Raw genomic sequence first — 20,305 nt, 5'->3', positions numbered from 1 at the left:
TTTTGTAGTAAATAATTTGAGGTGAAAACCGTGATAAGCACCATTGGCATTACAAAACAACAACAACTGTTAAAGGATTTTCCATTAGAAGAGATACATCAGCAAGAATTTGAATGGTATTGGGTTGATTTTAATTGTCCTACAGCCGAGGAAGAATCATTGTTGGATACATTTTTTCACTTTCACCCTCTTGCTATTGAGGATTGCTTAATGAGATTACAGCGTCCGAAGCTCGACTTTTATGATGATTTTCATTTTTTTGTCATTCATCGAGTAAACGAAGAGACGTTAGCTGCGGAGGAGGTTAATATATTTGCCTCCAATAAATTTATCGTAACCTTCCATAAAAGTCCTGTCCCTGAAATAGATAAGGTGCAGAAGATGCTAGAAAACCAACCGAAGAATTGGGAGCGCGGTACCGTATACTTAACGTATCAAACCATTGATAAAATTGTTGATAGTTATTTTCCACTCGTTTACAAAATTGAAGATCATCTAAATGCATTAGAAGGTGAACTTACATACCAAAGCAACGTAAATGCCATGAAGATTGTCTTCGAGTTCCGTAGTGACTTGCTTGACTTAAGACGTACTATTTTACCAATGCGTGATCTTTTATATCGCGTTCTTAATTCTTACCGTTTCTCACTAAAGAAATCGGAAAGAGCTTATTTTGGAGATATCTATGACCATCTACTTAAGCTAACAGAGATGGTTGAATCCAATCGAGAGCTTACAGCGGATATGCGGGATAGTTATATGGCTATGAGTTCTAGTCGCATGAATGGTATTATGATGACTTTAACAATTGTCTCAACAATCTTTATCCCACTTACCTTCATTGCTGGTGTGTATGGGATGAATTTCGATAATATGCCGGAGCTTCATGGACAATATAGCTATTTTATTGTACTTGGGATTATGATTATTATCGTTATCTTTATGTTGGCCATCTTTAAACATAAGGGCTGGTTTAAACTCTTTAAACCATAAAAAAGACTGCTCGTTTTGTTGCGCAAACGAGCAGTTTTTTCAATCTATTAATACGGTCCTCTGTCATCAATTTTATTATCGCCCTGCTGTGGAAATAAAAAGTAGGCTAGTACCCCTGATCCTAAAGATGCGCATATTGTAATTAATAATTGATCAACATCTGGTACCTCAGCATGATAGTTTCGTAGCATATAAACGGAACCAATGGCGACAATCACCATGACTGGAATAACAAATTTAAAACGTTTTTTCTCCATACCATCCCTCCTCCTATTCTTTTTACGTACAATTTTTCTATTACTAAACAGTTCGTATTTTACAGGTTTCCTATTTTAAATTCAAATCTACATCGCTTCACCATTTGGACTAACAATAAAGTAAAAAAATAAAGAAATAACCAATTTTTTAACCAAATATTCAGCAAATAATAGTAAAATAGATTTAATCCCATTTATTTATTAAGTTTACAAACCTAACAAATTCTAAAAGTGCTTATTTACTTACAATTTATTATGGATATTAAGAATGGAGCAAATAATAATGAGTTGGTTTTCAAAAAACAGTAGTTCTAGCTACTCAATTACATTAACACCTGAAAATTTTAAGAGCGGTGTACAATTAGATGTATTGAACCACCCCAATCTTCAAAAACAATTACAACTTTTAAATTTAACACTTGAAGATTTAGCCATCATTAAGCAACTACAGCCTTTAGCTAAAGACTTAATTCCTGAAATGGTGGAGAAATTTTATGTAGCCATTAGTTTGAGCCAAGATTTACTTGATATTATTAATAGAACATCACATATTGATCGTTTGAAGATTACGTTACATAAACATTTAAGTGACATTTTTGAAAGTCGTATTAATGATGCCTACATTGCTGAACGAAAAGCCATTGCTGAGGCCCACGTTCGAATTGGCTTGCAGTCAAAATGGTATATTGCCTCATTTCAGTCACTCACTACTACTTTCGCAAACTTTGTGAACGAAGTAGATATCTCCAAAACAGATGCTATTCGTGCTATAAATGCTTTTTGTAAAATCATTAACTTTGAGCAACAACTTGTGATTGAGGCATATGAAAAAGAGGAAGAACGTATTCGCTCTGCAGCGGATGCAACAAAAAATTCCCTTGTAACGACGATTCAAAGTACTGCAGAGGAGCTTAATGCCATTAGTGAAGAAACGGCCGCATCATTATTAGTGATTTCCTCGCAAACAGATGATATTGCTGTAGCGACCAAGCAAGGATTGAGCTTCGTAGCAGATACACAAGAAAAATCAAGACGGGGCCAACAGCAGTTGAAAGAACAAAATGATTTAATCCAAGTTATTTTGCAAAGTGTCAACGGTCTTGAAGTAACGATGAATCAATTACGTACCTCTTCTCAAAAAATTTCCGAAATCGTTGGGCTTGTTACAGGCATTGCTGATCAAACAAATCTATTAGCATTAAATGCTTCTATTGAGGCTGCTCGAGCTGGAGAACATGGGAAAGGTTTCGCGGTAGTAGCTGAGGAAGTGCGTAAACTTGCTGAAGAAACTAAAAACGCCGTACAAAATGTTTCTCACCTCATTAAGGAAACGGAAAGTAATATTACGACAATGGCTAATTCAGTTGTGAATGTCGATCAAAAAATTCAGCATAGTGTCAATACACAAGAAAGTTTATCCAAGTCATTTAATGATATTGCTGATGCAGTTTCTGGCATTCAACAACAATATGTAAATACATCAAGAGATATTTCAGCCATTTCTAATTTAATTACGGAATTATCGCAAGGGGCTACGCTAGTCTCCTCTTCTTCTGACTCACTCATTAATGTTGTCAATGAGCTAAATATGTAAAAAAAGGGAACTCATTTAGAGTTCCCTTTTTCCTTAATGCGGCAATGCACGTTTTTGTTTACGGTGCTCTCGTCTTGCTGGCCCGGTTTCAAATAAACGCTTTTCTTCATCTGTTTCAGGGTAAATCGAAGGAACTGGTACTGGTTTCCCTTCCTCATTTACTGCAACCATCGTGACAAATGATTCTGTCGTTAATTTTTCCTCGCCAGTCTCAATATTGCGAGAAACAACGCGAACATAAACCTCCATTGAAGAACGTCCTGTAGACGAAACAATACTCTCAATTTCAAGAATATCTCCTACATGTGCAGCGGATAAAAAATCAACCGAGTCAATAGAAGCTGTCACTACAAGACCTTTTGCGTGTTTCATTGCTGTAATAGCAGCAATTTCATCAATATAAGCTAACACTCTTCCACCGAAAATAGAATTGTGATTATTTGTGTCTGGGGGTAATACGAGACGCGATTGAACCGTACGCGATTGGCTCATTGGTACAGCGTTGTTTGGCATAATTCTTGCAACTTCCCTTCTCATGATTTTCTTTCGTCATCGTATCGCAGAAAAAGAGCTGATGCAAATTTAGAACGATTTTTTCATCGAAATAAATTTCATGTCAGTCATTTCCTCTATTGCCCACTTAATTCCTTCACGTCCATAACCACTCATCTTTACACCACCATATGGCATGTTATCTACCCGGAATGTCGGAATATCATTAATAATGACAGCACCAGCTTGTAATTCATCTGCTGCATATAAAGCATCTGACAATATATTCGTGTAAATACCTGCATTTAGGCCAAGGTCCGACTCGTTTACTAGTCGAATTGCGTCGTCTAATGTTTCATATGAAACAATTGAGACGATTGGTGCGAATGTTTCCTGGCAGACAATTTTCATATCAGCTGTCACATTAGTCATTACTGTTGGTGTTAAAGTACGTTCTGTAAATACGCCCCCAGTTGCAATCACGGCACCCTGTTGTTGTGCCTCCTCAATCCACTCTCTGATGCGTTCCACTTCGTTTGAATGAATCATGGCACTGACATCTGTAGTTTTATTTAATGGATCTCCAACTATAAGCTTTTCAGTTTCTGCAACAAATGCTTTAGTAAATTCATCAATAATGGAAGAATGCACATAAATACGTTGTAACGAAATGCATACTTGTCCAGCAAAGTTAAAAGCACCGCTTACACAACGACTGATAATTTTATTTATTGGCGTAGAGGGTTCGACAATTACTGCTGCATTAGAACCTAGCTCTAAAGTTACTTTACGTAAACCGACTTTTTCTTTGATTCTCAAACCAACTTTACCACTACCTGTAAACGTTACTTTTTTGACGTATGGATGTGTGACCAGTGTGTCACTAAGCTCGCCTCCACTTCCTGTCACAATCTGCAATGCTCCATCTGGTAATCCTGCCTCACGGAAAATTTCAGCCATAACGATAGCACTTAGTGGTGTTTGTGTTGCTGGCTTTAATACAACCGTATTACCTACTGCAAATGCTGGACCTAACTTGTGTGCCACTAAATTGAATGGAAAATTAAATGGCGTAATGGCCGATATCACACCTAAGGGTTCCCTTTTTGTCCAGCCTATTCGATCCCCTGCTCCAGGGGCTGCATCCATTGGAACAGTCTCACCTTTTGACTGTTTAGCTCCCTCTGCTGCAAATTGATAGGTTGCGATTGTACGATCAATTTCCGCTAATCCTGCGACTAAAGGCTTTCCTGCCTCTAAGGCTAAAATCTCTGCAAGTTCTTCTTTTCGTTGTCGCATTCTATCAACAACTTTATATAATATTTCGGCACGTTCGTAGGCTGTTGTTTTTTTTAACGATTGGAATGCCTGCTGTGCACCTTCGATAGCTCTCTCTACATCTTGAATAGATGCTTTTGCTACATGAGCAATAACCTCACCGCTATATGGAGAAGCTAGCTCATAGCTTTCCTCTGCACCTTGCCACTGACCATTAATCCACAGTTTTGTTTCCTTCATCCTTCAAATGCACCTCCAAATAATTAAGTTCTTCTTTATTCTATCACGAAGAACTTGAACTAGATGCAATGGCGGCTGCACTAACCGCTGCGATCATTGCTGCTTGCTGTGCTTGAATTAATAACTCTATCGAAGACATAATGGTCATGGACAAAGATTTTTGCACCTTGGCCATATCATAAATAGCAATTTGTACAGCCATAAAGAGCACAAATTCATGATGCCATTTTAATAATTTCATGGCCTTTAATTCATGATATAAATCAATCATCCCTTGAAGTTGCGCTTTATTTAGATTAAGTATGGCTAAAAAGCCAAGTAAAGGATAATGCATGGCCTTGACTTTCACACTTTGCTTTTTGAGCGTATCACGAAGTGTTACAACATCTGGTACTAGCTGACCATCAAATTGTGGTGATAAAAATGTTAATACCTGTGAAAGCCATTGGAGCTCATTACCAGCATTAAAATTATATGTTCGTAGTTCTTTATAGTATCGATTCATTGTTTCCGCACGCAGCTCAACATCATCAGATGGACTACTTAATAATATTGCATAAGGAATGTCCTCATAAGATGTTAAAAATGGGTGATGTTTACGAATAGCATCAAATAAGGCTCTAGCTGCCTGTGCATGCGCCTTTTTATCGTTTTCATCCTCTGTCAAGAATTGTGCCCCGATATAGCTAAAATTGCCGCTTCTGAATTTCTCTTCCTTTAAGATGCCCACGTTTGTAAGTATATTCTTTACTGCCTTTTCAGCATCATCTTGCCCCATCAAATTGGCAGCAATACTATACCCAACTGTTGTTCGTAAAGGAGACATCCATGAAGATTGCTTCTTCATTTCTTGTAAAACATTTTTATACTTCGCTGCATCAAAAGTTTTTCCTGACGCTACAAATGTACTAGCAATAGCTAAAACAATTTTACGGTCCACTGTCCATCCTGCAGCTTTTGATACATCCTCTACCGTAGTTGCAAATTCATTTTCAATCATCACATAATCCATATTTAGCACACTCCTTTACTCGTTTTACGTTACATAATGTAAGAAAGATTCACCCTCTTTGTAACAATTAACATAAAAAGTAAACATAATTTAATGTATGTTACTTACTTTATTTGATTTAATAGAAAATATTAACAACCTAAAAAGGAGGTATTGCCGATGTTAGCAAAAACCACAAGAAAACTATTATTTTCCATGACCTTAAAGGATCGATTAAATCTATTCCTTTTTCTACGAAATTCATCGAAAAATATCGCTTTACATACTCTTTTTCATAAAAATTAATATCGAGGCTTCCAGAGGACACTTGAATACCAAAACAGTTATTGATCTCTCCTAAAAAATAGAAAGTCGTGTGTCCTAACGCTTCACTTTCCATACAATAAACATTTCTGACTCAAGATAAAAAACAGCGGCAGAAAAACTTTGCCGCTGTACCAATACTTCGTTAAATTAACCCTAGCTCTTGTAGCTCTTCTGATGTGAAGGCTCTTGACCTTGTTAGAAATCGTTTGCCTTCTACGCCCTCAAGTGAGAACATGCCACCTCTGCCATCCACCACATCCAATATGATTTGTGTATGCTTCCAGTAATCATATTGATTTTTGTGCATGTAGAAGGAAGCACCACCAATCTCACCAAGGCACACATCCTGATCACCTATTAGCAAGTCGCCTTCTGGATAACACATTGGCGAGGAGCCATCACAGCATCCGCCCGATTGATGAAACATAACGGGCCCATGTTTCTCTTTTAATAGATCGATTAGTGCCAGCGCTTCTTCCGTTGCTAATACACGTTCAACCACGCTCATGCACCTCCCTACGATTTAGAAGAAACCAAGTTTGTTTTCACTGTAGCTCACTAATAAGTTTTTCGTTTGTTGGTAATGAGCTAACATCATTTTATGATTTTCACGACCAACACCTGACATTTTGTAGCCACCGAATGCAGCATGTGCAGGATAAGCGTGGTAACAGTTTGTCCAAACACGGCCAGCTTGGATTTCACGACCGAAGCGATATGCTGTATTAATATCTCTCGTCCAAACACCGGAACCTAAGCCATATAATGTATCATTTGCAATTTCCAATGCTTCCTCTTTCGTTTTAAACGTTGTGACAGCAACAACTGGTCCGAAAATTTCTTCTTGGAATATACGCATTTTATTATGCCCTTTGAAAACAGTTGGTTTAATGTAGTAGCCATTTTCAAAGCCTTCACCTACATTATTTTTGTCTCCACCAATTAGACATTCTGCACCTTCTTGCTTACCAATATCTAAATAAGAAAGAATTTTTTCCATTTGCTCACTAGAAGCCTGTGCACCCATCATTGTGTTTGGATCAAGTGGGTTACCAACTTTAATGGCTTCTACTCGTTGTAATACGCGTTCCATAAATTTATCGTAAATAGATTCCTGAACCAGTGCACGTGAAGGACATGTACATACTTCTCCTTGGTTTAGAGCAAATAGTACGAAGCCCTCAACAGCTTTATCTAAAAAGGCATCATCTTTATCCATAATATCTTCAAAGAAGATGTTCGGTGACTTACCACCCAATTCTAATGTTACTGGAATAAGGTTTTGAGAAGCATATTGCATAATTAAACGACCTGTCGTCGTCTCACCTGTAAAGGCAATCTTACCAATACGTGGATTTGATGCAAGCGGTTTCCCTGCTTCTAAGCCAAATCCATTCACAACATTAATGACACCTGAAGGTAGTAGGTCTTCTATTAATTCTAAAAGCACCATAATCGATGCTGGTGTTTGCTCTGCAGGTTTTAATACGACACAGTTTCCAGCTGCAAGTGCTGGTGCAAGCTTCCATACAGCCATTAATAATGGGAAGTTCCAAGGAATGATTTGACCAACTACACCAATTGGCTCATGGAAATGATAAGCAACTGTATCATTATCAATTTGGCTTACTGAGCCCTCTTGAGCACGTAATACCCCAGCAAAATAACGGAAATGATCAATTGCAAGAGGGATGTCTGCGTTTAATGTTTCGCGTACCGCTTTACCGTTATCCCATGTTTCGGCAACGGCTAGCTTTTCTAAATTTTGCTCGATACGGTCCGCAATTTTAAGTAAAATGTTTGCGCGTTCTGTCGGTGATGTTTTGCCCCATGCATCCTTAGCAGCATGTGCTGCATCTAATGCAAGTTCAATGTCCTCAGCTGTGGAACGTGCTACTTGTGTAAAAACTTGTCCAGTAACAGGAGTAACGTTATCAAAGTACTGACCCTTCACTGGGGGTGTCCATTCGCCACCAATATAATTATCATATTTCTCTTTGAATTGAACTACCGATCCTTCAGTGTTTGGAAATGCATAAACCATTTTACTTCTCCCCTTTACACAATTTAATGAGAACTATCTAGAAAAAACGTTATTTTATATCGGAATAACAATATTTTCATAGAAACCCTCTCATCTAATATATTGTCAGAAACATAAAATAATTTCAACTTTTTCAAAAACTTTTCCAACTAATTTATTTTTGCTAGAAAAGCTTCTAGCATTCACTGTAAGCATGGCGTTAAGGTATACTTAAAAATAATATAAAATATAGGAGAACATTATGCGTATTAATAAATATTTAAGTGAAACAGGCATCATATCTCGTCGTGGCGCTGATAAATGGATAGAAGAAGGAAAAGTAACGATTAATGGGGAACTGGCGACAGTTGGTAGTCAAGTTGAAGCAGGGGACATTGTTTGCGTTGATGGAAAAGAGGTAAAGAAAGAACAACAACTTGTTTACATTGCTCTAAATAAACCTGTTGGTATTACAAGTACGACAGAACGACATATAAAAGGCAATGTGGTTGATTTTGTCAATCATCCCTTGCGTATTTTTCATATCGGACGTCTTGATAAGGAATCAGAGGGGTTATTGTTATTAACGAATGATGGCGATATCGTCAATAAAATTCTACGTGCTGAAAATCATCATGAAAAAGAATACATTGTTCAAGTTGACAAGCCTATAACGACACAATTTATCCAAAAAATGGGTAGTGGTGTCGATATTTTAGATACAACAACCTTACCATGCCATGTGGAAAGGATTTCGGATAAGGTGTTTAAAATCATTTTAGAGCAAGGCTTAAACCGCCAAATTCGCCGAATGTGTTCTGCACTAGGGTATTCCGTTAAGCGGCTACAACGTATTCGTATTATGAATATTAAGCTTGGTAACTTAAAGGTGGGGCAATGGCGTGATTTAACAGAGAAGGAACGTACAGAACTATTCAAACTACTTAATTACACACTCAAATAGGCATTCAAGAGGAGGGACGAGGACTATGATATCCATTCAAAGCACAGAGCAATTAACAGGAGTTCGAATTAGCGCCGATTATTGGGATTTAGATGAACTAATTAATGCTATTTATAAAGTAACTGGTGATGAAAATAAATACTATGATTATCAGGGTCCTCGACTACGTATTTTAAGCGTTTGCTATAAACTAAGACATGCTATGCTTGGCGAACATCACCTAGATTTTGTTAGTAATGGACTTAATAAGAGTGTTCTAACACAACATGAATTAATCTTTCCAAATAAGAATGTCTATTTTTCAACAGAAATTCTTTGGCCAGAAATTATCTTTAGTGCAATCGCATTAAATGATTTTATTGATTTGCACCAAAAATTAAACAATGCTTCAATGTGGAATCATGAGATAGCTATTATACGCAAATTTCAAGCGGCTATTGCTGATTGTTTGGAACAAGAGGTGAGTGAAGAAGATTATGTTGTGTTTTTAAGAATGTTACATGCTAAAAATCCATTTACCTTCCGTTTTGCAACACAGTACGTGGATGTTCTGAATCTAGAATATATCGAATTAAGTAAAGAGGAACGTCAAGCACATTTAGCGGCATTTGCTGTACGATTAATGATAGAGGACCATGAATATGTAGCATTAAAATCCCACCTGATGGAAGCAGCTATTGCAACGAAACAAGCATTGCATGATATTCAAATTCAACTTAATTATCCTGAAGAAATATTATGGTGAATAAATCATGCCGTCTCAAAATAATTGAGACGGCTATTTTTCTATTCAATTGTTTTGTAGGCCATTTTACGAATGACTTCCTCGTGCTGAGGATAATCTGCTAAAAGCTCTTCCTGTGTAAACAATTCAAAGTCCTCAAAGTCAAAGCCTGGCGCCACCATACATCCAACTAAACTAAACGTATCAGACTCTTCCACCGACGAACCGAAAATTGTATGCTTTGGCACTGCAATTTGGGGTACTTCCCCTGCTTCTACATTCAAACCAAGCTTCTTCGCTTCATATGTACCATCTGGGAAAATCATATGAACGGTTAGTGGGCTGCCTGCATGATAATACCATAGCTCGTCCGATTGCAAGCGATGTAGATGGGAAATATCTTGTGAGCGTAATAGGAAATAAATACTTGTATAAATGGGCCTCTGAACATCTCTCACGGCTATATCGTCTGATGCACGAAATGATGAAATGTAATAGCCCCCTTCTGGATGTTCGGCTAACTTTAAATGTTCAATAAAATATTGTGCTGAATTCTTCAAAAAGCATCACTCCTTTTTTCAACCTTACCAAAAAGTAAAGTAGAAATGCTACCTCTGATTTTCTTTCATCATGCAAGAAAAAAGTGATTATAACGGAGGAAAAAGGAATTTTGAAAGGCGAGGGGTTGATTTCCGTTCCACCAGAGTCACTCCAATCAACCATGTGCAAAAGTGTCTTTTCCTTATCTTTCATACTAGCGGTAGTGAACAAAACTGCCCATTATTTGTAGGATAGACTCTTATTTTCAATATGGAGAAGTGATTCGTTACGACACCCCTCAATAAAATGAGTAATGAGCACCTTTACTAAAAAGTTAGTGGGTTGGAGTGGAAGGCTACTTGACTTCCGTGGGATAGCAGGACAGACAAGCCTCTAAACGAAGCGGCTTGCCCACAGGAAAGCAAGTAGCCTGCAACGGAAATCCATTTCTACCTTTCAATTGACTGTTTTGTTTTTCAACACTAAAAGGACATCTCATAAATGAGATGCCCTACCATTTTTATAATCCGCCTAAATAAGCTGCTTTTACTTGCTCGCTCTCTTGTAGCTCTTTTGCTGAACCGGATAGAACAATACGTCCCGTTTCAAGTACATATGCACGGTTAGCGACCGATAATGCCATATTAGCATTTTGCTCAACAAGTAATACGGTTGTTCCTTCTTTATTGACCTGCTCAATAATATTGAAGATATTTTTAACCATTAACGGTGCAAGACCCATCGAAGGTTCATCCATTAATAATAGCTTTGGTTTGGCCATTAAAGCACGACCCATCGCAAGCATCTGCTGTTCCCCACCAGACAATGTGCCTGACTGCTGTTTCCGACGCTCTAATAATCGTGGAAATAACTCGAAAACATGATCCATATCTTTTTTAATACCTGCTTTATCATTACGCAGATATGCTCCAAGCTCTAAGTTTTCTTCAACGGACATATTGGCAAAAACACGACGACCTTCTGGAACGTGGGAAATTCCTGATTTCACAATAGTTTGTGCCGCTTTCCCAGCAATAGAGAAGCCTTCGTATTCAATAATGCCGCCTTTTGGCTTCAATAAACCTGACAATGTCTTTAAGAGCGTACTTTTTCCAGCACCGTTTGCTCCGATTAACGTTACAATTTCACCCTCGTTTACTTCTAAAGAGAGGCCCTTTAATGCTTGGATGTTGCCATAATAAACATCGATATTTTGTACTTTTAGCATTAGCCGATAACCTCCTCACCAAGGTACGCTTCTATTACCTTTGGATTGTTGCGAATTTCTTCTGGCGTCCCGTCAGCGATTAATTGTCCATGATCGAGTACATAAATGCGTTCACAAATTCCCATGACTAAGCTCATATCATGCTCGATCAGCAAAATTGTTAAGCCGAACTCTTTACGAATAAATGCAATTAACTCCATTAAATCATGTGTTTCTTGTGGGTTCATCCCTGCTGCTGGTTCATCCAATAACAGTAGTTTTGGATTTGCCGCTAACGCACGAGCAATTTCTAAACGACGCTGCATCCCGTATGGCAAATTTTTTGCCAGCTCATCCTTATAGACATCTAAGCCAAAGATTTTTAAGAACTCAATTGATTGATTTTCCATTTCGGCCTCACCTTTGAAATGGTTTGGCAAACGAAAAATAGAAGACCACATAGAATGCTTAGCAAGAGAATGGTTGGCTACCTTCACATTGTCTAGTACAGATAGCTCTTTAAATAAGCGGATATTTTGGAATGTACGGCTGATCCCTTTCTGTGTAACCTGATAGGGTGCAAGTCCATTTATTTTCATACCATTAAAAGTAATTGTACCTTCCGTTGGTGTATATACCCCTGTTAACATATTAAAGCTCGTTGTTTTCCCAGCACCATTTGGTCCAATAAGTCCTACCAATTCGCCTTGATTAAGGTACATATTAACACCCTGTACTGCCTTTAAACCGCCGAATTGAATACCCATGTTTTCAACATTGATAAGAAGGTTTCCAGTCATTATTTTGTACCTCCTTTTTTACCAAACTTAAATAATTGCGTGATCTCTTTCGTTCCCATCAAGCCTGTTGGACGATAAAGCATTACGATAATTAATACTAAACTGTAAATAATCATACGCGTTTCTGGGAAATTTGCGAGATAAGTAGACACGAATGTTAAGAAAATCGCAGCAATCACTGAACCAGAAAGACTTCCTAAACCACCGAGTACAACGTAAATTAAAATATCAAATGATTTTAAGAAACCGAATGTTGTCGGTTGGATAATGTAAAAGTTATGTGCAAAAATAGCGCCAGCTAGACCAGCGAAGAAAGAACCAATAGCGAATGCAACAACTTTATAGTAAGTTGTGTTAATACCCATAGCATCCGCTGCTATTTCGTCTTCTCGAATGGAAATACACGCACGCCCATGTCGAGAATTTGTAAAGTTCGAGATGACTAGAATCGTTAACACTACGCCAAAGAATGCATACGTCCAGTTAGATAAATATTTAACCTGCATCCCTGCTGCGCCACCAACATAATCCGTATTTAAAAAGATAATACGAATAATCTCGGCAAACCCTAGTGTGGCAATCGCTAAATAATCCCCTTTTAAACGAAGCGTTGGAATCCCTACAATGAGACCAGCAACTGCTGCTGCAGCAGCCCCTAAAAGGATAGCCAATGGGAATGGCAGCATTAACTTTGTTGTAATGATAGCCGATACATATGCTCCAACTGCAAGGAACCCAGCATGCCCAATAGAGAATTGCCCAGTAACCCCAATAACAATATGCAAGCTGACAGCTAGCATGATGTTAATACACATCGTGATCAACATATTTTTATAGTACAAATCAATTACTTCTGTCGTAATCAATAACTGTACAACTGCATAGATGACTAGCGCTATTACGGCATAGCCCCAGAAAACTTTAGACTTTTTCATAAAACCGCTCACCTACACTTTCTCACGGGCATTTTTACCAAAGATACCCGATGGTCTGAAGATTAAGATTAAAATTAAGATAACGAATGCCGCTGCATCACGCCATAACGAGAAGCCAAGTGCACTTACTAAGGACTCTACAACACCTAGTAACATACCACCAACCATAGCGCCAGGGATGATACCAATACCACCAAGAACAGCTGCGATAAATGCTTTAACACCAGGAATAACACCCATTAATGGGTCAATTTTTGTATAATAAACACCGAAGATAACACCTGCTGCACCAGCTAAAGCTGAACCAATCGCAAACGTTGCAGAAATTGTATTGTCAACGTTAATACCCATTAGGCGAGCAGCATCTGCATCATGGGAAACGGCGCGCATCGCTTTACCGATTTTTGTTTTATGTACGATGAATTGTAAAAGAATCATCAGTACAACTGCGACTGATAAAATTAAGATGGATGTACTGCTGATTTGTACGCCAAAAATATCTAGTGATTTATTTTTGAAAACTTCAGGATAAGCTGCTGGCTGAGCCCCTCTGAAGAAAATCGTTGTATATTCGATTAATAGCGATACACCAATCGCTGTAATTAAAGCTGCGATACGTGTAGCATTTCGTAATCGTTTATAGGCAATACGTTCAATTAAAACACCAAAGATCGCACAAACTAACATCGCCAATAATAGTGCTGGGAAGAATCCAAGCTCCCATTTAGCAATTGCGTAAAAGCCAATAAATGACCCAATCATGAAGACATCACCATGAGCAAAGTTAATCAGCTTGATAATACCGTATACCATCGTATACCCTAGCGCTATTAACGCGTAGATACTTCCAAGTGAAATACCATTCACAAGTTGCTGTATCCATTCCATGTGCATTCACTCCTTTAAATTTTCTGAAAATTGAAAAATAAGTACATAGATCGATACTAATAGTTATGTTTTGCACTACGATTCTAGTTATCTAGCACACAAAAAAGGAAGGCGTGTTTACCCGCCTCCCCCTTGCTTACAAAACATTAAGGATTAACTTTAGAGTTGAACACTTGTTTACCGTCTTTAAATTCAAGAACTGTTGCTGTTTTAATTGGGTTATGATTTTCGTCAACTGAGAAAGTACCTGTTACTAAAGAAAGATCTTTTGTTGCAGCTAATTCATTTTTAATTGCTTCCCCATCCGTAGAGCCTGCACGTTTAATCGCATCCGCAATGTAGTAAATTGTGTCATAACCAAGTGCGTTGAATGCGTCAGGCGCTTTGTCACCATTTGCAGCTTTAAATGCCTTTACGAAATCTTGAATTTTTTGATCTGGGTCTTCAGCAGAATAGTGGTTTGTGATGAATGTGTTATTCAATGCATCCGCGCCAGCTAATTCGATTAAAGTTGGAGAATCCCAACCATCAGCCCCCATTAGAGGTACATCAATGCCCATTTCACGTGCTTGTTTAACAATCAAACCAACTTCTTCATAATATCCAGGGATAAAGATAAAGTCTGGATTTGCCGCTTTAATATTTGTTAATTGTGTACGGAAGTCTGTATCCTTCGCTACATAAGCTTCTTCTTTTACAACTTTTCCGCCACTCTTCGTAATCGTTTCTTTAAATGATTTTGCTAAACCTTTTGCATAGTCTGATGCATTATCTGCGAAAATAGCTACATTTTTCGCATCTAGCTCACCTGAAGCAAAATTAGCCGCTACAATCCCCTGGAATGGGTCAATAAAGCATGTACGGAAAGCATATTCATTAACACTGCCATCCTCGTTTACTGTGATATTTGGTGCTGTACCAGAACCAGTAACAATAGGAATTTTATTATCATTTGCAATTTGAACAGTTGCTACTGTATTACCTGAAGTTGCAGGTGCTAGCATTGCTACTACTTTATCCTGCGTTGCTAGTTTAATAGCAGCTGAAGTTGCTTCAGAGTTCTCTGATTTATTATCTACTTTAATCAGTTCAATTTTCTTACCATCAATACCGCCAGCATCATTAATTTCTTTTACAGCCAGCTCTGCACCTAGCCCAATAGAGGAACCATAAGATGCTACATTCCCTGAAAGTTCTAAGTTGGCACCAATTTTAATTGTATCGCCATCAGATGAACCTCCGCCTGATGATGAGCCTCCGCCAGAACTTGAATCGTCTCCGTTACCGCAACCAGCAAGAACACCAGCAAGTAATGAAGATGCTACTAAAAGTGAACCGAACTTCTTAAGCTTTTTGCTCTCTCTCATAATTAAATTCCCCCTGAAAATTTCTCAAATATTAGATATTTCTGATAATTATAAACAATTAAAATCATTTACTCAATAGCTAAAATAATTATTTATAACTATCTAAAAACAAAAGAAAAATATTATTCATATAAGCCTTTTTCATTGTAAAACATTCTTTATATTTAGTCTAGAGTGATTTTTCAGTATAATTAGTTATTTGTGAATTATCTTTTAATTCAAACCATAGACTAGTACAAAACTATCAGATGAAATTGTTTTTTCACAATAAAGTCTAGTTGATTTAAACACCCCCTCCATCTATTACGATTATTTCCCTGAAAATAATTATGAGAATAAGAGTAACAAATTGTTTATATCTGTACTGTAAATAGGAAAAAGCTTAGAGTGGGTTCCCCCATACTCTAAGCTTTTTTTAATTCAAACACACAAAGGCGCTCATTTATATTTGTTTCATTTTCTAAATGTACTTCATGAAGCAATTCAAATGGTGTTCCATGATGTAAAAATTGTAAATAATCGTAAGGCGGATAATATAAAATTATATGAATATCTCGCATTCGCTGCTCGTAGGATTTCCAAATATTATGAATGACTGAACGAAAAATGTGAATGGAAAAAGGATTAAAAAAGAAAAACACATTGTCACGTGACTTTATTTCATAAGCTTCTGCTATTGTATGAATAAATTTGATGGGTGCATGTGCTCTCATTTTTTGAAGATAACTACGTTTATTTTCTTCTGCCTCTGCATAAAATCCTGCATCCATTTCTATCCCAACAGTTGGAATATGGAACTTATGGTGCACATAAATGGGAACTCGCCCTTTCCCGCACCCCATATCAATAAATACTGGATTGTCAGGCATCTCATACGCTGCGAATAATTGCTCCAACCCACTGTATGGCGTTGGCTCATAACGGTGATAGTGTGCAAGTTTAGGAAAACCATATTGCTCTCCCACCGTGTTAATGTGCAAATGTTTATCAAATTGCTGTTCATTCATATGAAAAGACCCCTCAGAAAAGAATGCTTTATTTTAACACGATAAAAAGCAAAAACCATACCCAAAGATATTGGATATGGTTATTTTTTAACGACCTCTGCGTTTAAATTTAACAACAAAGAGAAGTGCGAAAAGGAGTAGCACTAGGCATGTAATGGCTGTAAACACCATATTTTTATCAATAACAGGTTCCTGATTGGCTGCTTCACCATTCGCACCCGGCATACCCATTGGAGCCCCGTTTCCATCTGGGCGTTGCATTTGTTCCCCATTTTGTCCTGCTCTCGGACCCTCGCCCTCTCTATTAAAAGGCGGGCTCTTTGATGGATCAAAGTCCTCTGGTAGCTGACTTGGATCAAAATCGTCTGGCATCGAATTCATTTCACCATTTTCATTTGGAATTGGCATACCCATATTGCCCTGAGAAGACGTAGATGCTTCCACTACAAGCTCCCCAGACAGCTGCTTTAATATAGATGCTGAGCGCTGTTTAGCAAATTCAGGCAAGCTTTCTTCACCTTCAACTGCTTCCAAAAACTGCTCCGTAGTAGAGAATTTAGTTGGATCTGCCTCCACATAGGTAGTTAATAGCACCGCTAAGTTTTTAGTAATAGATTGGACATAGTCTTCTGTTAAATAGGTTGTTGCTAGTTCTTCTAGATACCCTTCATATTTGGCACGGTATTCTTCATTAGCAAGTAATGCATTTAGGAGTGGTCGCTCCTCTAATGTTGTGCCAGAAACAGGGGTTGTCACACTAAAATTAATAGCACTATCAGCTAACAAGTCGCCAGAAATGCCCATTCCCATGTTGAATCCGCCACCTCGTTGTTGCATACCCCCATCACCTGCCTGAGCGGGTTGTCCATTGTTTTGTGCCACTGGTTTTTCCATATTAGTAGAAGCGTCAGCTGGATTTTCTCCGTTTCCTCCTGCTATTCTACCTCCTCCAGCCCCAAAGCCACCAAAGGACATGTTGTAATCCCAAGGAATAATAGAAAACACACCGTTCTGTTCATATAAATAATAGTTATGTTTCATATTCCCTTGATAACTATCTAAATTCACAAGAGCTGTGTTGACGGCAAAATAACGTAACATTTCATCAACATCAATATACTTTTCTATGTCTCCACCATTATTAATAGCATCTAGCATTTCAACCAACTTGGATTGATCAATATTACCTTCATTTGTTTTTAATCCGATGCCTGTATAGTCTTCGATATCGTCACTAATATATTTTAAATCGCTGCCTGTCCCATCTGGCTTAAATAAAAAGCCATCATTAGAGCCATAGTTATTAGCTAGGAATGTCTCATCCACTGCTTCTACTCCTAAGAACAAGCCTCGTTCCTCACCATTCACTGTGACATACATATAGGAGTGTGCCGGTGTTGGTAAACCCATTTGCTCCATCAGTTCATAGGAGATGTACTCTCTCATTAATGTAGAATCACTATAATTATTGTTTAAATTTAATTTTTTTAAGCCATATAAGCTTTGTGTATCATCATAATAATCAAAATCGATTTTTAAACTATAGCGATCTGAGTCACTATTGACAACCGATCGTAATGATAGATTGCCCTTTGTACGAATAGCAACATTCTCAATTTTCTTGCCGTTTACTGTAATATCTGCCTGTTTTAATTCCTCAGCCGAAGCATTTTCGAGCATATCAGCCCAATCTTCCTCCGCAATTTCAATATCAACTGTGGTTACTTTATTTTTATTAAATACTATATTCTCATAGGAGAACTCTGAATTTTTCGTTTCAATGCCTACATTCGGAAGTACAGCATATATCACGACAAAGAGAAGGAGTAAAATTGCCATGCACAGGTAGACAATTCGTGTTTTAATCATAGCCGTCACCTCTCATCGTAGTCCTTTTTGCTAATGAGGTCATTACGCTGTGAAATTCCCATCATAGCTCAGCATAATGGCTGATTTTACACCTGCTACCTTTGTTAGCTCATCCATCAATTTTGCATCATTTTGTTTTACACGAATTTCATAAGTAGTTTCGATTTCATTCTGTTGCATAATGGATTTGGATTTGAGAGCGAACTTTTTTGTTTGTGCAGCAATAATTCGCTCGATCTCAGCGTTTGCTAGCTCTTCTTCAAACTTTACAATCAATAAATAAGGGTTTTCTACTGTTATTTTATTAACGAATATTAGCAATACAAGTCCGATTAAAACAGCACCAATAATCACTAATGGGATAAAGCCAGCACCACATAAAATACCTGAAACAATTGCCCAGAAAATATAGACTAAATCCATTGGGTCCTTAATAGGTGTACGGAAACGTACAATGGATAAAGCACCAACCATACCAAGTGACAGCAGAACATTTGAACTGATTCCCATAATCACTAATGCTGTTGCCATTGTCATAATAAGTAATGAGATATTGAATGAATGTGAGTAAATGACACCATTAAAGGTTTTCTTATAAACAGCGTAAATGAAAAGCCCAATAAAAAACGCGACTACTAAACCAATAATGGAATCGATTAATGAAAATGAGGTTGTTTTTTCTAAAAAGTTGGATTTAAAAATATCACTAAATTTAATTGTATCCATTGTTCATTCTCCTTTATTATTAGCCGTACATACGACTAAGCTGATATTTTGAATAGGCCTCTGCACGAGTATCCACCGACTGTAGTAAATACTTGATGATGTCTGGCAGATATTCATCGTACTTTACCTCTAAGATCACAAGATTTGGCTCCAGTACATCCACCATCGGCAAGTTTTGATTAAACATATCAGTGTTGCGTAGACTTGATTGCACCTTACTATCAAACGTCACACGCACATTACCAAACGGATAGATATAGGCCTCTCGCTCATAATCCACTACCGTAGTAGGTCTTAGCTGGTTGTAATTTATCTCTTGATATAAATCTCGAATTAACCCTCGGTCATCATTCTCCATCCAGGATATCTCCCCGATACGCATTTTTTCATACTCAGCTTGAGATATTGCACATTTTGTTTTAAAGGTAACATTGTTACGTTTACTCTTCCGCTCCAGATTAATAACAGCACTAGACTTGCCGTATATGCGAACCCGATATTTGTCTCGATTGATAAAGCCCTCTTTTTTTTCATTTAACACTTTATTGGAAAAATTATCGAAGTACGTACTACGTATCAAATATTTACCGTCTAAACCCGCATGCTTGTCCCGCTGCATAACATGCTGAAGCTTGGTTTTTAATAACGCATAATCTGGATAAGAGATCGCTTGTTTAATTTCTTGACGACCATTTGGATTAAATGAAGTAACTATTGGCATTTCATCACTCTCCCTACTTATTATTAGTGTCAAACCGACAAACCCTTATTGATGCTCGTCCCTTTGTTCATTTCTCGTCTACATCGTTTACTATAAAGGGCTTTTGTGTCAGGCAGATGTCAGCTTTACATATTCTTCATTTATCTTTTACAATACAAAGCAGATTTCTGAGAGACGGGTTAAACCATCAAAAAGGCGACCACGCTCTTATAGCGTAGTCGCCTTTTCTTAGTGTTGAAAAACAAAACAGTCAATTGAAAGGTAGAAATGGATTTCTGTTGCAGGCTACTTGCTTTCCTGTGGGCGAGCGCCGAGCCGCTTCGTTTAGAGTTTTGCCTATCTCGCTATCCCAAGGGAGTCAA

Annotated in this window: 20 protein-coding genes and 1 pseudogene; 5 read left to right on the top strand and 16 right to left on the bottom strand. The window is 37.7% G+C overall.

Annotated features, from left to right (window positions below; translation table 11 throughout):
- Nucleotides 1–30: 30 nt before the first annotated feature.
- A complete protein-coding gene (gene corA, locus ACEVFT_RS23815; protein WP_342533608.1) occupies nt 31–993 on the top strand; it encodes a magnesium/cobalt transporter CorA in 963 nt (320 codons plus the stop codon).
- 47 nt (nt 994–1,040) lie between these two features.
- Here the strand turns inward: corA and ACEVFT_RS23810 are convergent, their stop codons facing one another.
- A complete protein-coding gene (locus ACEVFT_RS23810; RefSeq protein WP_342442035.1) occupies nt 1,041–1,250 on the bottom strand; it encodes a hypothetical protein in 210 nt (69 codons plus the stop codon).
- A 268-nt stretch (nt 1,251–1,518) separates the two neighbouring features.
- On the opposite strand from ACEVFT_RS23810, the pseudogene ACEVFT_RS23805 reads away from it, so the two are divergent.
- Nucleotides 1,519–2,079: pseudogene (locus ACEVFT_RS23805) on the top strand (protoglobin domain-containing protein); the annotation flags it as partial.
- Complete coding sequence (locus ACEVFT_RS23800; RefSeq protein ID WP_393951525.1) at nt 2,062–2,844, top strand: methyl-accepting chemotaxis protein; 783 nt, start codon at nt 2,062–2,064, stop codon at nt 2,842–2,844. The pseudogene ACEVFT_RS23805 and the gene ACEVFT_RS23800, both read left to right, overlap by 18 nt.
- Before the next feature lie 33 nt (nt 2,845–2,877).
- On the opposite strand, the gene ACEVFT_RS23795 is transcribed toward ACEVFT_RS23800, so the two are convergent.
- The 5 genes from ACEVFT_RS23795 to adh all read right to left on the bottom strand — a co-directional run bounded on the left by ACEVFT_RS23795 (nt 2,878) and on the right by adh (nt 8,216).
- Nucleotides 2,878–3,357, bottom strand: coding sequence for an acyl-CoA thioesterase (locus tag ACEVFT_RS23795; protein WP_004233566.1), 480 nt, complete (start codon nt 3,355–3,357; stop codon nt 2,878–2,880).
- Nucleotides 3,358–3,426: 69 nt separating this feature from the next.
- On the bottom strand, nt 3,427–4,854 hold the full coding sequence (locus ACEVFT_RS23790) for an aldehyde dehydrogenase family protein (RefSeq protein WP_393951512.1): 1,428 nt from the start codon (nt 4,852–4,854) through the stop codon (nt 3,427–3,429).
- A gap of 43 nt (nt 4,855–4,897) precedes the next feature.
- Complete coding sequence (locus ACEVFT_RS23785) at nt 4,898–5,866, bottom strand: DUF4003 family protein (protein WP_393951511.1); 969 nt, start codon at nt 5,864–5,866, stop codon at nt 4,898–4,900.
- A 448-nt stretch (nt 5,867–6,314) separates the two neighbouring features.
- Nucleotides 6,315–6,674, bottom strand: coding sequence for a DUF779 domain-containing protein (locus ACEVFT_RS23780; RefSeq protein WP_342442039.1), 360 nt, complete (start codon nt 6,672–6,674; stop codon nt 6,315–6,317).
- Nucleotides 6,675–6,695: 21 nt separating this feature from the next.
- Nucleotides 6,696–8,216, bottom strand: coding sequence for an aldehyde dehydrogenase (gene adh, locus ACEVFT_RS23775; protein ID WP_205446198.1), 1,521 nt, complete (start codon nt 8,214–8,216; stop codon nt 6,696–6,698).
- A gap of 241 nt (nt 8,217–8,457) precedes the next feature.
- On the opposite strand from adh, the gene rluF reads away from it, so the two are divergent.
- On the top strand, nt 8,458–9,159 hold the full coding sequence (gene rluF, locus ACEVFT_RS23770) for a 23S rRNA pseudouridine(2604) synthase RluF (RefSeq protein WP_205446199.1): 702 nt from the start codon (nt 8,458–8,460) through the stop codon (nt 9,157–9,159).
- 25 nt (nt 9,160–9,184) lie between these two features.
- Complete coding sequence (locus ACEVFT_RS23765) at nt 9,185–9,904, top strand: DUF6904 family protein (protein ID WP_205446200.1); 720 nt, start codon at nt 9,185–9,187, stop codon at nt 9,902–9,904.
- A 41-nt stretch (nt 9,905–9,945) separates the two neighbouring features.
- On the opposite strand, the gene ACEVFT_RS23760 is transcribed toward ACEVFT_RS23765, so the two are convergent.
- From ACEVFT_RS23760 to ACEVFT_RS23715, 10 genes are all read right to left on the bottom strand, one after another.
- Nucleotides 9,946–10,443 carry a cupin domain-containing protein gene (locus ACEVFT_RS23760; RefSeq protein WP_393951510.1) on the bottom strand — a complete coding sequence of 166 codons (498 nt, stop codon included), beginning with the start codon at nt 10,441–10,443 and terminating at the stop codon, nt 9,946–9,948.
- 500 nt (nt 10,444–10,943) lie between these two features.
- Nucleotides 10,944–11,651, bottom strand: a complete 708-nt coding sequence (locus ACEVFT_RS23755) for an ABC transporter ATP-binding protein (RefSeq protein ID WP_004233555.1) — start codon at nt 11,649–11,651, stop codon at nt 10,944–10,946.
- Nucleotides 11,651–12,430, bottom strand: a complete 780-nt coding sequence (locus ACEVFT_RS23750) for an ABC transporter ATP-binding protein (protein ID WP_205446202.1) — start codon at nt 12,428–12,430, stop codon at nt 11,651–11,653. The genes ACEVFT_RS23755 and ACEVFT_RS23750 overlap by 1 nt, the downstream gene beginning before the upstream one ends.
- Nucleotides 12,430–13,365 (bottom strand): branched-chain amino acid ABC transporter permease, encoded by a 936-nt coding sequence (locus ACEVFT_RS23745; RefSeq protein ID WP_205446203.1) that lies wholly within the window; start codon nt 13,363–13,365, stop codon nt 12,430–12,432. Before ACEVFT_RS23745 ends, ACEVFT_RS23750 begins: the two co-directional genes overlap by 1 nt.
- A 12-nt stretch (nt 13,366–13,377) precedes the next feature.
- Nucleotides 13,378–14,253 carry a branched-chain amino acid ABC transporter permease gene (locus ACEVFT_RS23740; protein WP_016992164.1) on the bottom strand — a complete coding sequence of 292 codons (876 nt, stop codon included), beginning with the start codon at nt 14,251–14,253 and terminating at the stop codon, nt 13,378–13,380.
- 146 nt (nt 14,254–14,399) lie between these two features.
- Nucleotides 14,400–15,620 carry an ABC transporter substrate-binding protein gene (locus ACEVFT_RS23735; RefSeq protein WP_016992165.1) on the bottom strand — a complete coding sequence of 407 codons (1,221 nt, stop codon included), beginning with the start codon at nt 15,618–15,620 and terminating at the stop codon, nt 14,400–14,402.
- A gap of 404 nt (nt 15,621–16,024) precedes the next feature.
- On the bottom strand, nt 16,025–16,627 hold the full coding sequence (locus ACEVFT_RS23730; RefSeq protein WP_205446204.1) for a class I SAM-dependent methyltransferase: 603 nt from the start codon (nt 16,625–16,627) through the stop codon (nt 16,025–16,027).
- A gap of 87 nt (nt 16,628–16,714) precedes the next feature.
- Nucleotides 16,715–18,496, bottom strand: coding sequence for a CotH kinase family protein (locus ACEVFT_RS23725; RefSeq protein ID WP_393951509.1), 1,782 nt, complete (start codon nt 18,494–18,496; stop codon nt 16,715–16,717).
- A gap of 42 nt (nt 18,497–18,538) precedes the next feature.
- Nucleotides 18,539–19,222: a DUF4956 domain-containing protein gene (locus ACEVFT_RS23720; RefSeq protein ID WP_131521792.1), complete on the bottom strand. Its 684-nt coding sequence runs from the start codon at nt 19,220–19,222 to the stop codon at nt 18,539–18,541.
- A gap of 19 nt (nt 19,223–19,241) precedes the next feature.
- Nucleotides 19,242–19,943 (bottom strand): polyphosphate polymerase domain-containing protein, encoded by a 702-nt coding sequence (locus ACEVFT_RS23715; RefSeq protein ID WP_393951508.1) that lies wholly within the window; start codon nt 19,941–19,943, stop codon nt 19,242–19,244.
- Nucleotides 19,944–20,305: the final 362 nt, after the last annotated feature.

Source organism: Lysinibacillus sp. PWR01 (genome assembly GCF_043359455.1).
Taxonomy (GTDB): Bacteria; Bacillota; Bacilli; order Bacillales_A; family Planococcaceae; genus Lysinibacillus; species Lysinibacillus fusiformis_F.
This window is presented reverse-complemented; position numbering and strand designations above follow the sequence as displayed.